The sequence below is a fragment of the Mucilaginibacter hurinus genome (assembly GCF_003324525.1).
In the GTDB taxonomy this organism is placed as follows: domain Bacteria; phylum Bacteroidota; class Bacteroidia; order Sphingobacteriales; family Sphingobacteriaceae; genus Mucilaginibacter; species Mucilaginibacter hurinus.
The window spans coordinates 232,841-246,044 of record NZ_QGDC01000001.1; the positions used below are offsets into that span (position 1 = coordinate 232,841).

Sequence of the window (13,204 nt, forward strand, 5' to 3'; positions counted from 1 at the left end):
TTTGAATATAGCTATAAACGACTTATTGCTGGCTAAAGGGTGGCTGGCCATTTAATTGCCGGTAAAGTGGTAAATCAGATCGCTCCTGTTCAGACTGACGGAAATTTTTACAGTAGTAAACCTGCAGGCGTAACTCCACTATACCGTTGCGAACAATATTAATATCAGGTAATTGGGTAACCGAGTCAAAAAAAGGTTTTACGTCATTATCAATATTCTCCTGATGCCTCTGGCCTATTATCACTGCATCATGCCCAGTCAGCTTTTTAGGATCAACCAGAAAAGCTATATTTCGCGGGTCACTGTTGAAGCACACTATGTCCTTCTTACCTTTTAAAGCCCAGTCTACTTTACCGGCAAGCCACCAGCGGGGGCTACCAACAAACAGTTTTTTATTATCCATCCAGCCTTCTTTTTCAAACCGGGTGTGTATATCTTCATAATCTATGCCTTGTATTGTAGGGTCGTCTATATCACCGTTAAGGCTCACTAACCATTTCGGGCCATAGGCTTGCCAAAAACCGGTTACCATATGCAAACTCAATACCGTTATAGTAAGCACGGTAAAGGCAACTGAGAAAGCAAGCCATTGACGTACTCTTTTCTGCTGCCTGTTATCGCTATTAAGCGCCTTATTTATAAAATATCCAAGTGGCATAAACAACATCATATAGCCGGGCGCCTGCCAGTGAAAATGATATTGCAGGTCGGCCCATAACGTTACTACGGTAAAAAATACAACCGGCAGTACAGCAGTCCAAAATACAAAGCTGTACACGGTTGAAGTAGTTCGTAACTTATAAGCAGTGAATAATTGCTTAACCACCGGGTACCATATCCACGGCAGCATCCATAATGCCTGACCGGCAATGCTCCTTAATAACCATTCGGGATGTAGCGTAAAATTTTCATCCGCACCGGCGCGTGAGCCCTGAAAAACAAATGAGGCCCAGTTATTTTGATAATTCCACCAAACTACCGGGAAGGATATCAGCAAAGTTATACCGACTGCGAGATACGGACCCGGATGTATAAGCCAATGCCAACGGTTTTTATCAGTAATCACATATAAAAACACACCGGCAAAAAGGAATAACACATGATACTTACTTAACGTAGCCAACCCCATCAATACACCGGTGAGCGTCCACCACAGGTAAACGTTGCGTTTTTGCGTTGAACCCTCCGATAATCTTACATCCAGCACCCGGGCAAAGCAATAGGCCGCAGCCAGCCAAAAGAATATCAACGGCGCATCGGGCTGAAACCAGGCCGCTACAGATATAGTAAATACGGCACTTAAATTCATTAATACTACGGCCCAAAAGCCGGCGGCGGCATTAAATAAATACCGGGTAAGTATAAACAGCAGCCAGCTTGAACCGGCAAACAGCAAAACCGCCGGGAACCGTAAACCCAGGGTTGTAATACCAAATAATTTAATGCTAAGCCAGCTAAGCCAAAAAAATAAAGGCGGCTGGTCAAAATAACTCCACTCTATGGTTAGCGCACCACGGAAGTAGTAGGATTCGCCCATGCCTAAACCAGTATAATGGGCAATAAGCAGGCGTATTATAAATGTACAGCCGATGATATAAAAGACATTTTTTGCTGCGTTCTGTTTGGTGATTTTCATGTGTTCCAGCAGTACAAATATTACTACTGTACATTAATTAAGTTTTAACGCAATTGTAAAATTCAAAAATGCCGTACTTTCATCATTACGTATAAATACGCATTTTTACTAAGCGCGGGTGATATTTTAATACAACAATGCACTTATATATAAAACCATAAATTATGGCAACTACATTGAACATACAAGCGTGGCGCGAGGAGCTTTTTATAACGCTGTACAAAAAAACGTTCCCCGCGTCGGCCAGGTACATTTGTAAAATGGGCGGCACTTTTGACGATGCAAAAGATATATTTCAGGACGCTTTGGTAATTTATTATGAAAAGGTAATAGCAGGTCCTGCGCAAATAAATAATTCAGATACCGCCTACCTGCTTGGAATTGCGCGCCACTTATGGTTAAAGCGACTCAAGCACAATGATTTGAAGCGGCCTTTAGATAACTACGATTTTGAAGATGAGCATGAGCAGGCGGCTTCAGCCAACGCGATAATGGCTTACCTTGAAACAGCCGGACAGCGGTGTATGGAACTGTTGCGGGCTTTTTATTATGATAAGCTCGCAGTTAAAGATATTGCCGCGTTATTTGGCTACGCGGGCGAACGCTCCGCAACCGTACAAAAATACAAGTGCCTGGAAAAGGTGCGTGTCACCGTTAAACAAAAAGCATTAACTTATGAGGACTTCCTTGAATAATATAAAACGCATTGAGGATTACATGGCGGGCCGGCTGCTGCCGGGCGACAAGTTGTTATTTGATGCAGACAGGATACTTAACGCGGAAACTGAGCACAACGTTTTAGCACAGCGCCACACCTATACACTTATAGAAAAATATGGCCGTAAAAAGTTAAAGGCAGAAATAGAAGCTGTACACCAGCAGCTGTTCACAAACAAAAAGTATCGCAATTTTGCACAGCGCGTGCTGCGCCTTTTCAGCTAATTTAAAGATATATCATAATGACTTATTTTAATGAATTCCGCAAATACGCGGCAGGGAACCGCTATGCAGGTACCTTAACCCTTGACAGCTATGCAGCGTACATAAACACTGCCGCTCTACCTGTTTGCATGACACCGCATATTATTGAAGAACGGCAGCTCAATGTGGCGCAAATGGACGTTTTTTCCCGCCTGATGATGGACCGTATTATATTTTTAGGGACGGCTGTTGATGACCAGGTAGCTAACATCATACAGGCGCAATTGCTGTTCCTGCAGTCTGCCGACCCCAAACGCGATATTCAACTGTATATCAATTCACCGGGCGGTTCGGTGTATGCCGGGCTTGGCATATATGATACCATGCAGTTTATATCGCCGGATGTGGCTACAATTTGCACCGGCATGGCTGCTTCCATGGCTTCGGTACTGCTTTGTGCCGGGGCTGCGGGCAAGCGTGCAGCGCTTAAGCATTCGCGTGTAATGCTGCATCAACCATCCGGCGGTGTGCACGGTCCGCAATCAGATATTGAAATAACTGCCCGGCAAATAGCCAAAATCAAGCATGAGTTATATTCAATTATAGCCCAGCACAGCAAACAAGATTATGAAACTGTACATGCCGTAAGCGATCGCGATCATTGGATGATAGCACATGAGGCAAAAGAGTTTGGTATGATAGATGAGATATTAGGGGAAAGCAAATAACGCCGCATCCGGGGGCTTACTGCTGTTTCCAAACCTTATTTTCTACCCCTATTCTTACATATAACATGGCCGCATTTAACAACGTAAAAATCACGGCAGTGTAGTACAGATGAAACACAAGGGGGATAATGGCAATCTCGCAAACAACTTCGGTATAATTAGGGTGTTTGAGCCATCTAAAGGGTCCCTTAGCTATCGGCTGAAAATTTGGTACGCGGTAAATGCGGGTATTCCAGTACCTGCCTAATGACGATATGACCCAAAATTTAAACAGCAGCAACGCAATTAAAATCGCAAGAAAATTATAGTTGACGGGCGGGCTATCACGCAGAACGTATTCGGTTATCAGCGACACAATAAACAGCGTATGCATGGCGACCATAAACGGGTAATGTTCGCGCCCGTACTCTATAGCCCCTTGTTGCAACAACCATTTTTGATTACGCGCGGCTATATATAATTCAGACAAGCGCTGTATGATGAACAGGGAGATAAAAATGGCAAAATCCATAGCCCTAACCGTTGGTCATTTGTAATAGTACCATTTCGCTCGAAAAGCCCGGCCCCATAGCCAGCATCAAGCCATATCCATCAGTAAAGCCCTTGTTCAAAAATTGTTCGAGCACATACAGCACGGTAACGCTCGACATGTTGCCATAGTCGCGCATTACCCCCCTGGTGTTATCTAAAGCGTGCTGGTCAAGTTCCAGCGCATTCATATAGGCATCCAATACTTTTTTACCACCGGGATGAAAGATGAAATTTTTTATATCACTTAATTGCAAGTTATGGCCTTTAAGGAAAGCGGTAATGTCATCTTTTATACGCTCGTTAATAAAGGTAGGTATATCCTTCGAAAATAGCACCTTAAAGCCGGTGTCCTGGAAATCCCAACCCATTACGTCCAGCGAATCATAGTACAGCTTACTGCCCGAAGTCACGTAGCGCACTGAACCACTTGCTGCATGATTATCTCCCTTAATAATACAGGCTGCTACGCCATCACTGAAAAGGCTTGATCCGATAAAATTGCTCTTGCTGTAGTCGTTTTTTATTAATGTTAGCGAACACATTTCTACCGCCACAAGCAGTACAACAGCATTTGGATTAGCTTTAGCAGCAGTACAAGCCTTTGCTAAGCCCGATACGCCACCGCCGCAGCCTAACCCCCATAACGGCGAACGATTGATATGCTGGTTTAAATGCATTTTATTGATGATCAATGCATCAATACTGGGTGTAGCCAGGCCGCTGGTTGATATAAAAAACAGGTCGGTAATGTCCTCTTTTTTTACTCCCGCTTTTAAAACGCAATCTTCTATAGCCTGTACCGAGTACTGCAACGATAGTTGTATGTAATCGTTGTTGCGCTCTTCGAAGGTATGAGCCTCGGCGTAATAACTTAAGGGTTTGCAAAAATTACGATATTGTATGCCTGTATTGTCAAAGGCATATATCAGCCTGTCAACCTGCGGGAAGTTGGCAGCGAACATTTCGCGCGCCTGCTCTTTTACTTCCATTTGGTCGGCTTTATCCGGCAGATCGATTTTAGATACTGAGGCTATATATGGCATGTTAACGTTTAGTAAATTTATGCAACCGTATTTGATGAGACATCCTGTTACCGTTGATAAACATCAGCTTTATTTTATTGTTTACAACCCTAATTTATTATGTAACAGATTTCACCGGTAATTGTAATACTGGCATCATCATTGTATGATAGATGTTACTAGAAAAACAAAACATTATGAACTTACTAAAATTTATTGCAATAGGTGCCGCCGTAGCTTACGGAGTAAACTACGTTACCAAGAAACAGTCAAACGGTCGTTCTATTTTTGACGACATGATGGATAAAGCCCCTGACCTGGCTGATAACCTTAAAAAATATGGGGAAGACGCTTTGTCTAAGGTATCGCAGCGCGTACAATCATAAAACACTGGCGTAAACAGTTTAACGCTGTAAAAAAAAACCCTGTAGCATGCTACAGGGTTTTTTTTTCTTAAAAGTTCATCCTTAAGGCTTGTTGTAATTAGGATTTAGCTCCTGGGTATATAACTTGTACCACTCGCGTTGTATGGCCGAACCTATATCTGGCTTCTTTTCAAGTTCTTCTATAGTCTCGCCGTGGTAATGCGCCATGTATCCCGCTGTATAACCTTCCTGTTGGGTTGTGTTTATAAACGTAGTCATATCTTTAAAGCCACCACCCCAGCTTGTTTCTTCTACAATAAGAGGCTTGTTGGATACGCTTGCTTTAATAATCTTTAGGGATTCAGGGATTTTACCTTCTTCAGGATAAATATGTATGCTGTTGTAGTCAAGCAGATCATTAAAATTGCTGATGTTTCCTAAACCAATAAAGCCCACTGTTACAGGGGTTCGGCTGTCCTCCTCCCTTATTGCTTTTTTGAGTTGGGTTATCCAGGCACGGGTTACGGTTAACCACGAGCGGCCTTTAGGTTCGCGGGTTAAATGCTGTATAAAGTAGTAACCTGCCAATGATTCGCCGGGCAGCCATATATCAGTACTTTTTGACGGGGTAACAGGCTCGTTCATCAGGTTGTAACAAAACACGTTGTTGTATCCGTTAGATGCCCTTGCCACTGCCTTCCAAAAAATAGCCTGTGTGGCCCAGCGGCCAGTCTCATTAAGATTGGTGTACCACGCCGGATCTTCATTAAAGTAGCTTGATAAGCCTGTTATGTCAACATATAAACCGATTTGGGCAGTAAATTCTATTAGTTCCCTAAGTCGTTTCAGGGCCTGTAAATTGGGGTTGTTTACCCCGTTCATAAAGTTATGATACTGAAGATGTATGCGTATTACATTCAGGTTCATGGCTTTCATTTCCCTGAAATCATTTTTTATAATTTCCCATTTGGCATCATCAAACCACTCGTCGTCCATCAATGGTATTTGGTGTGTGTTGGTGTAGTTTACTCCCCACGGTATAAATTTGCTGCCATTTGCATCAACAAAACCTGTACCCTGTACTTTTATCGGCGAAAGGTTATAAGGCTGTTCAACCACAGTTGCATCGCATTTTATAGGTTTCCCCTGGTAACTGCCGGGTACGCTAAATTTACCTACTACTGATAAGGGTGATTTGAGCTCGTATATTCTGCGGGTAACACGGCTGCCGGCGGGTAATACAACCTCACATTGCAGCTTACCCGGCCCACCCCTTAACTCGCCGGTTATACGCAGGTTACCAGGTAATTTAAGCACGTTATCGGGGTTATCATTAGTTGTTACCCAAAAGGTAAACTCATAATTATACTTGTCGCCGCCCACGGCATCAAGTTTTCTCACTGTGGCGTGTACAGTGTAGTTGTTTACAACAGCTTCCGATTTTAGCGATTGCTTTTTTTCACGCGTGACATCGCTTTTTTTGCAGCTTGAAAACAGTCCGCACAATGCAATAAATAGGATGAAACAGTAAAATTTAAATTTCATAATTAAAGGTTAATGCCACCGTATAGGCGATCAGGATTTAAAAAGGTTTAAGCCGGCCACAAAGTGCCGTACGTGGCAAATATACCATTGTTTGTACAAATAGCAGTAAAACAGAGTAATTTTAACGATACAATCACCTATAATTACGCATTTCATTTTCGATATACTTGCGTAATGCATACCTATTAGCATATAACTGTTTGAAGAGCTGTAACTGAGCCCGTGCCCGCTGTAAATTATGACCGGCAAATTTAACCTTGTAATAGGTATCGCCGTTCAGATAGTCGGTAAGAAAACGCACTGTTTGAGTATATGGCAGCACCATCACCCCTTTTATCAGCGAAGCGGTTTCTTCAGGGGTTATAAAGCCTGCCACCTCCTTCAAATATGCGGCGGTGTAAGCCTCAAATAGCGGCATATTAAGCTGGACATTCTCAATGTTGGCTTCGTCTTCCGCTGCCTTGTTGATGATGGTACGGATAGCATCGCCAAAATCAAATGCCAGGTAGCCGTCCATAACCGTGTCCAGGTCTATCACGCATTGCGCTTCGTCCTGCATATTTAGTAGTACATTATTACATTTGGTATCATTGTGCGTAACTCGTTTGGGCAGCTTTGATTGTTGTTCGGGCTGTTCAAAATATAGCATGGCAGATGCGTACCGCTTCACATAATCTATTTCGGGCGAAACTTCTTTTAACCGATGCAGCGGATCGTTTGCTATAGCCATATCTAATGCCTGTAAGCGCTTCCGGGCATTATGAAAGTCGGGTATAACCTCATGCAACACACCGGCTGGCATGTCTGACAGCATTTGTTGAAATCTGCCGAATGCTATTCCTGCCTGGCGGGCCTGCTTTTGAGTGCTAACTATGTCGTAAGTTTTGGTATTTTCTAAAAAGTAAGCCATGCGCCAATAGCTGCCATACTCATCTTTATAAAAATATTTACCGTCTTTACCCGGTATCAGGGTCATTACTTCCTTGTCCGGGTCGCCCCCTGCAGCACTCACCTTTTGTTTCAGATGGCTGATCACCCGGCACATGTTTTCTGTCAGCTTTTCAACATCGGTGAAAATTTGATGATTGATACATTGCAGCAAGTACGGAGAGCCACCCGGCAGTTCATTTTGGAGCCAAAAAGTATTATTAATATGCCCGGACCCGAATACTTTAAGCGTAGCTGTATTTGCAGTACAATGGAAACTACGTGTCACCTGGATTATATTATCAATGGATTGCATAGTAAAGATTTGTTCCGAAATGTTACAGCCAAAACGCCGCAAAGCCACGAGCCGATTGCACACTAAGTTATAATTTACTTTGGGTGCAATCTAAGAAATTCGCCAGAGATGCCCTGTTGTTAAGGATGATTTGAAATCTACAGTGCATGGTGAGGCAAGCATCTGTGGCACTTAAGTGATTTACGGTAGAAGGATTTGAGCGGTGTTTCGTATCTTTGCGGCCAAATGATCGCTATAAATAATCTTACTTTTGAGATAGGTGCAAGGGCATTATATGATGAGGCCAACTGGCATATTAAACCCGGAGAAAAAATCGGCCTGATAGGCGCTAACGGAACCGGCAAAACCACCCTTTTGAAAATGATAGTGGGCGAATATAAGCCTACTTCCGGTACCATATCTATGGCTAAGGACCTTACCATGGGATATCTTAACCAAGATCTGTTGAGCTATTCGTCAGACAAAAATATTCTGCATGTGGCCATGGAGGCCTTTGAGCGTCAAAACCAGCTGCACACGGAAATAGAAAACCTGCTTAAAAAACTGGAAACCGATTACAGTGAAGACCTGCTGCACAAACTAAGCGATAAACAAACTGAATTTGAAGCATTAGACGGCTACAATATTGAATATAAAGCCCATGAAATATTAGCAGGTTTGGGCTTTAGCGAGCGCGATACCCACCGCAAACTCAGTACATTTTCGGGCGGATGGCGCATGCGCGTTATGCTGGCCAAAATACTTTTACAGGCACCGGATATTTTGTTACTGGATGAGCCCACCAACCACCTTGACTTACCATCAATACAGTGGCTGGAAACATATTTGCGTGATTTTGAGGGGGCAGTGATCATTGTATCGCATGACAGGTGGTTTTTGGATAAGGTGATTAACCGTACGGTTGAGTCGCGTAAGGGTAAACTTACTGTGTATGCCGGCAATTATAGTTTTTACCTGGAAGAGAAGGCGCTGCGCGAAGAAATTCAACGCGGCGAGTTTAAAAACCAGCAATCAAAAATACGCCAGGAAGAGCGGTTGATAGAGCGTTTCCGTGCCAAAGCCTCTAAAGCAAAAATGGCGCAATCGCGCATAAAAATGCTTGATAAGATGGAGCGTGTAGATGATGTAGATGACGATAACCCCAGCGTTAACTTTGCTTTCCGTTTTTCAAAGCAATCCGGCAGGCATGTTGTCACTCTTGAAAATATAGTAAAGAAGTACCCGGCCATTGATATACTAAACGGCGGCGAAGCGGTGATAGAAAAAGGTGATAAGATAGCCTTGATTGGTGCGAACGGGCGTGGTAAATCAACCCTGCTGCGGATTATTGCCGGTGCCGATAGTGACTTTACGGGCACTGCGACTATAGGTCACAACGTTTCTACCACCTTTTTTGCGCAGCATCAGTTAGAATCGTTGCATTTGGAAAACGAAATTCTGGCCGAACTGCAATCATTTGCGCCCAAACACACTGATACTGAGCTGCGTACCATTTTAGGATCATTCCTGTTTACAGGCGACGACGTATTTAAAAAGATCAAGGTGCTATCGGGCGGTGAAAAATCGCGTGTTGCGCTGGCTAAAGCATTAACTGCCGATGCCAACTTCCTGGTGCTGGATGAGCCTACCAATCACCTTGATATACAATCAGTAAACATACTGATACAAGCTTTACAGCAGTATGAGGGCACATTTATCGTTGTATCGCACGATAGGTACTTTTTAGATAATGTAGCCAACAAAATATGGTTTATTGAAGACCAGAAGATAAAAATTTACCCGGGCACTTATGCCGAGTATGACGAGTGGTTTGCGAAGCGCAAATTCGAGCCTAAGGCTGCTATCCCCGCACCAAAAAAAGAAGAGAAAAAACCTGAGCCTGTTAAACAGCATGGCGATGATAAGCCTGCGCAGCTGAAAAAACTGAACCAGGACCTTGCTAAGATGGAACAACAAATTTCTGAATTGGAAAAGGCAGTTAAAGAGCTGGAAGCCCAGTTAGCTGACGATAAAATTTATACAGATAATAATCGTTTAAAAGAAGCTAATACGGCTTATCAGCAAAAGCAAAACGAATTGAAGACTGTAAAACAAAACTGGGAGAACTTAGCGGAGCAAATATTGGAACTGGAGGCATAGGCGCGGAATAGTTATCTGTAAATAAAGTTAACTCAGCGGGTAACTGCGGGATTACTAATCTGCCAGACTATAAGGATTAATAAACATATTAGAGGGATGTCACCCTTAGCATGTTGAAGGGCGCGAGTAAGGCCTTCGCTAACATGTTTACACAGGCATTAAGCATCTACGCACGATACGTCATTGCGAGGAACGAAGCAATCTCTTTTAGTTTGTATATTAAAACTTGTTAGGCTATGATGACATAACCTAAAAAGATTGCTTAGTTCCTCGCAATGACGATATGATATTTAAGAATTATGATGAAGAAATTAATATCCTTGTTGCTGTTCAATCTATCATTGACATTTGCCTTTGGCCAGCCGTATACCGAAACCGTCTACAAACCGGGGATAGCAAGCATTGAGTTTTATAACGAGAGCAAACAAGGCTCGATACCCATACTGCCCCTTAATTCAAACGAAAGGGTGGTGATAGCCTTTGACGACCTGAGCGGCCAAACAGGCAATTACTATTATACTGTGGAACATTGCGATGCAAACTGGAACTCATCGCGCCTATCACCTGCCGAATACCTTCAAAGCTTTACTGAGGACCAGTTTCTGACCTATAAATACTCTACCGGAACCTATCGTAAGTATGTGCATTACGAAATAAAATTCCCTAACGCCAATCTTATCCCTAAATATGCGGGCAACTATATCTTAAAAGTATATGAAGATGGCGACAAAAGTAAACTGGTATTTACCCGCAAACTGTATATCATCAATAGCAGGGTATCTATCAACGCTAATGTTGTGCAGTCAAACGATCCGCTGAAAAGGCTTACCAATCAAAAACTAAATTTTACGGTTGACTATGGGAGCCTGAGGGTGCAGAACCCTAATACAGATATGCGGGTATATGTTACGCAGAATCTGCGCCCCGATGCTGGTTTGCTCAACACTAAACCTACCTATATACGCGGCACTCAATTGGTATATAATGATGTAAATATCAATGATTACCCCGGGCGTAATGAGTTTAGGTTATTTGACATGCGCTCACTAAAGGCGGGTGCCCGGAATATTGAAAGGATATTTCGCGATACAGCTAATGTGGTGCTGCTTAACTTGGATATAAACAGGGCCAATGAGGCTTACAGCTTTCAGTATGACAATAATGGCAATTTCCTGATCATTAACCAGGATGGCTACGATACCCGGGTTGACGGAGATTACGCCTGGGTGTACTTTACCCTTGATGCAAAAAAAAATGGCGCCGATGGCTCGGCGTATGTAGTTGGCCGATTTAACAATTATCAGCTCAATGACAAGAGCAAACTCCGGTATGATCCGGAAGACGGGAGGTTCTTTACCCGGCAATTTCTTAAACAGGGCGTGTACGACTATGAATATATATGGGTTGACAGCGCCACCGGCAAAGCGAGTGACATAGTAATTGAAGGCAGCCATTATGAAACTGAGAACGACTACCAGCTTTTTGTGTATTACAGGCCGCCCGGTTCGCGTTGGGAAGAACTCGCAGGCTTTCAGCAGGTAAATACCGGCAGCAGGCGCTGAGGATGTATAAGGTGGTAAAGATATTTAAAGGCATGTGCTTAAGAATATTTTAGCGTCTTAGTATCTGACCATGAGCTTACAATAACATTGCTATATTTATAATATGAAAAATAAAACGCCATCTGACTCACTGACTGTTATGAACGAACTGGTATTGCCCAATGACACCAACCCCCTGCATAATTTAATGGGCGGACGTTTGCTGCACTGGATGGATATTGCCGCCGCCATAGCAGCGCAAAAACATTGTAACCGGGTGGTGGTGACCGCCTCTGTTGACAATGTATCATTTCAGAAACCCGTAAAACTGGGCGATGTTGTAAGTATAGAAGCAAGGGTGACGCGGTCATTCAATACATCAATGGAAGTTAAACTGGACGTTTGGGGGCAAAATATACCCTCGGGCACACACTTTAAGTGCAACGAAGCTTACTATACATTTGTGGCATTGGATGAGCAGGGCCATACCATACCTGTCCCTGAGATACATCCCGAAACTAAAGAAGAAAAAACCCTATATGCCGGTGCATTGCGCCGCCGGCAATTACGCCTGATACTCGGCGGAAAAATGAAACCCGACGACGCGACGGAACTGAAGGCTTTGTTTATGGAGAGTGGAAAAGACACGAATTAGTAGCGTATTGACGCACAAAAATGAAAACAAGATTAATTTGTTAATATTGGCCATCCTGCTTGGTGCATGTGCAGGCAAAAAATCAATAATTGCTGCTGATACCGTCAAGGCCGCTGCTCTAGACTATACTGTGCGCGACGGATCCTCTTATAAAAAAGCTATTATAATCACCCTAACCAATTCGCAGGAAGGAGTCAGGACAGAAATATGAATGGATATCACAAAATTACCCGGGACATAACGTTGTACGGCAATCATCGGCGTTTTATGACAAAAAGCCTTATGATATAATCACGGTAGTAACGTCAAATAAAAAAGAAAAATCGTTTTATTTTGAGATATCAAACTTCTTTGGCGAGTTTAATTAACTGCCTAACTCTACTACTCTGTCAAACTCTTCGCGCTTTAGTGGCATTACTGATAAACGGCCCTGCCTAACCAGGCTTATATCCTTTAAACGTTCATCAGCCTTGATTTGCTCAAGCGTTACCGGGGTTTTTAACGTTTCAACCGGCGAGAGGTCAACAACTACCCAGTTTGGGTCTTCCGTGGTTGGGTCTTGGTACGATTCTTTAACTATTTTGGCTATACCTACCACTTCCTTGCCGTCATTACTGTGATAAAAAAGCACAAGGTCGCCCTCCTTCATAGCACGCAGGTTATTACGCGCCTGGTAGTTGCGCACGCCGTCCCAAAATGTACGTCCATCCTGGTTAAATTTTTCCCAGCTATATTTTACAGGTTCACTTTTTACTAACCAGTAGTTCATGTCAAAAAATAATTAACGGTTGAATATCAAGGCACAAAATTAGGTAAAAACAAATAAAATTGAGATAGGATGCACTTTTTCACTGCCGCAAGCTCAAAATAATTACTCT

General features: G+C 43.1%; 13 protein-coding genes. 7 read left to right on the forward strand and 6 right to left on the reverse strand.

Going from position 1 to position 13,204, the window contains the following annotated elements; genetic code table 11:
* Positions 1–22: 22 nt before the first annotated feature.
* The gene (locus tag DJ568_RS00935) at positions 23–1,636 is read right to left on the reverse strand and encodes an ArnT family glycosyltransferase (RefSeq protein WP_114003353.1); all 1,614 of its coding nucleotides are present in this window, start codon (positions 1,634–1,636) and stop codon (positions 23–25) included.
* 164 nt (positions 1,637–1,800) lie between these two features.
* Between DJ568_RS00935 and DJ568_RS00940 the strand changes: the two genes are divergently transcribed.
* Genes DJ568_RS00940 through DJ568_RS00950 form a run of 3 tightly spaced genes read left to right on the forward strand, consistent with a single transcriptional unit; the run spans position 1,801 to position 3,285 of the window.
* Positions 1,801–2,331, forward strand: a complete 531-nt coding sequence (locus DJ568_RS00940; RefSeq protein ID WP_114003354.1) for an RNA polymerase sigma factor — start codon at positions 1,801–1,803, stop codon at positions 2,329–2,331.
* A complete protein-coding gene (locus tag DJ568_RS00945; protein WP_147238682.1) occupies positions 2,312–2,578 on the forward strand; it encodes a hypothetical protein in 267 nt (88 codons plus the stop codon). The genes DJ568_RS00940 and DJ568_RS00945 overlap by 20 nt, the downstream gene beginning before the upstream one ends.
* 17 nt (positions 2,579–2,595) lie before the next feature.
* The gene (locus tag DJ568_RS00950; protein WP_114003356.1) at positions 2,596–3,285 is read left to right on the forward strand and encodes an ATP-dependent Clp protease proteolytic subunit; all 690 of its coding nucleotides are present in this window, start codon (positions 2,596–2,598) and stop codon (positions 3,283–3,285) included.
* Between the two features lie 16 nt (positions 3,286–3,301).
* Here DJ568_RS00950 and DJ568_RS00955 read toward each other — a convergent pair whose 3' ends face one another.
* Together DJ568_RS00955 and DJ568_RS00960 are read right to left on the reverse strand one after the other, a co-directional pair.
* Positions 3,302–3,796 (reverse strand): isoprenylcysteine carboxyl methyltransferase family protein, encoded by a 495-nt coding sequence (locus DJ568_RS00955; protein ID WP_114003357.1) that lies wholly within the window; start codon positions 3,794–3,796, stop codon positions 3,302–3,304.
* Positions 3,797–3,800: 4 nt separating this feature from the next.
* Positions 3,801–4,859, reverse strand: a complete 1,059-nt coding sequence (locus DJ568_RS00960; protein WP_199560818.1) for a type III polyketide synthase — start codon at positions 4,857–4,859, stop codon at positions 3,801–3,803.
* A 176-nt stretch (positions 4,860–5,035) separates the two neighbouring features.
* Between DJ568_RS00960 and DJ568_RS00965 the strand changes: the two genes are divergently transcribed.
* Entirely contained in the window at positions 5,036–5,224 is a 189-nt protein-coding gene (locus DJ568_RS00965; RefSeq protein ID WP_114003791.1) for a YtxH domain-containing protein, read from the forward strand.
* An 81-nt stretch (positions 5,225–5,305) separates the two neighbouring features.
* On the opposite strand, the gene DJ568_RS00970 is transcribed toward DJ568_RS00965, so the two are convergent.
* Together DJ568_RS00970 and DJ568_RS00975 are read right to left on the reverse strand one after the other, a co-directional pair.
* On the reverse strand, positions 5,306–6,748 hold the full coding sequence (locus DJ568_RS00970) for a glycoside hydrolase family 5 protein (RefSeq protein ID WP_114003358.1): 1,443 nt from the start codon (positions 6,746–6,748) through the stop codon (positions 5,306–5,308).
* 133 nt (positions 6,749–6,881) lie between these two features.
* Positions 6,882–7,991: a phosphotransferase enzyme family protein gene (locus DJ568_RS00975; protein ID WP_114003359.1), complete on the reverse strand. Its 1,110-nt coding sequence runs from the start codon at positions 7,989–7,991 to the stop codon at positions 6,882–6,884.
* Positions 7,992–8,216: 225 nt separating this feature from the next.
* On the opposite strand from DJ568_RS00975, the gene DJ568_RS00980 reads away from it, so the two are divergent.
* The 3 genes from DJ568_RS00980 (at position 8,217) to DJ568_RS00990 (ending at position 12,326) form a co-directional block, all read left to right on the forward strand.
* Complete coding sequence (locus tag DJ568_RS00980; protein ID WP_114003360.1) at positions 8,217–10,130, forward strand: ABC-F family ATP-binding cassette domain-containing protein; 1,914 nt, start codon at positions 8,217–8,219, stop codon at positions 10,128–10,130.
* 299 nt (positions 10,131–10,429) lie between these two features.
* Positions 10,430–11,692, forward strand: a complete 1,263-nt coding sequence (locus DJ568_RS00985; protein WP_114003361.1) for a type IX secretion system plug protein — start codon at positions 10,430–10,432, stop codon at positions 11,690–11,692.
* 103 nt (positions 11,693–11,795) lie between these two features.
* Positions 11,796–12,326 (forward strand): acyl-CoA thioesterase, encoded by a 531-nt coding sequence (locus DJ568_RS00990; protein ID WP_114003362.1) that lies wholly within the window; start codon positions 11,796–11,798, stop codon positions 12,324–12,326.
* Between the two features lie 364 nt (positions 12,327–12,690).
* Here the strand turns inward: DJ568_RS00990 and DJ568_RS01000 are convergent, their stop codons facing one another.
* The gene (locus tag DJ568_RS01000) at positions 12,691–13,095 is read right to left on the reverse strand and encodes an EVE domain-containing protein (RefSeq protein WP_114003364.1); all 405 of its coding nucleotides are present in this window, start codon (positions 13,093–13,095) and stop codon (positions 12,691–12,693) included.
* Between the last annotated feature and the right edge of the window lie 109 nt (positions 13,096–13,204).

Coding starts and splice junctions, on each gene's coding strand:
- DJ568_RS00975 (WP_114003359.1), bottom strand. CDS start 7,991: ATGCAATCCATTGATAATATAATCCAGGTGACACGTAGTTTCCATTGT.
- DJ568_RS00990 (WP_114003362.1), top strand. CDS start 11,796: ATGAAAAATAAAACGCCATCTGACTCACTGACTGTTATGAACGAACTG.
- DJ568_RS00970 (WP_114003358.1), bottom strand. CDS start 6,748: ATGAAATTTAAATTTTACTGTTTCATCCTATTTATTGCATTGTGCGGA.
- DJ568_RS00940 (WP_114003354.1), top strand. CDS start 1,801: ATGGCAACTACATTGAACATACAAGCGTGGCGCGAGGAGCTTTTTATA.
- DJ568_RS00950 (WP_114003356.1), top strand. CDS start 2,596: ATGACTTATTTTAATGAATTCCGCAAATACGCGGCAGGGAACCGCTAT.
- DJ568_RS01000 (WP_114003364.1), bottom strand. CDS start 13,095: ATGAACTACTGGTTAGTAAAAAGTGAACCTGTAAAATATAGCTGGGAA.
- DJ568_RS00935 (WP_114003353.1), bottom strand. CDS start 1,636: ATGAAAATCACCAAACAGAACGCAGCAAAAAATGTCTTTTATATCATC.
- DJ568_RS00985 (WP_114003361.1), top strand. CDS start 10,430: ATGATGAAGAAATTAATATCCTTGTTGCTGTTCAATCTATCATTGACA.
- DJ568_RS00980 (WP_114003360.1), top strand. CDS start 8,217: ATGATCGCTATAAATAATCTTACTTTTGAGATAGGTGCAAGGGCATTA.
- DJ568_RS00965 (WP_114003791.1), top strand. CDS start 5,036: ATGAACTTACTAAAATTTATTGCAATAGGTGCCGCCGTAGCTTACGGA.
- DJ568_RS00945 (WP_147238682.1), top strand. CDS start 2,312: ATGAGGACTTCCTTGAATAATATAAAACGCATTGAGGATTACATGGCG.
- DJ568_RS00955 (WP_114003357.1), bottom strand. CDS start 3,796: ATGGATTTTGCCATTTTTATCTCCCTGTTCATCATACAGCGCTTGTCT.
- DJ568_RS00960 (WP_199560818.1), bottom strand. CDS start 4,859: ATGCCATATATAGCCTCAGTATCTAAAATCGATCTGCCGGATAAAGCC.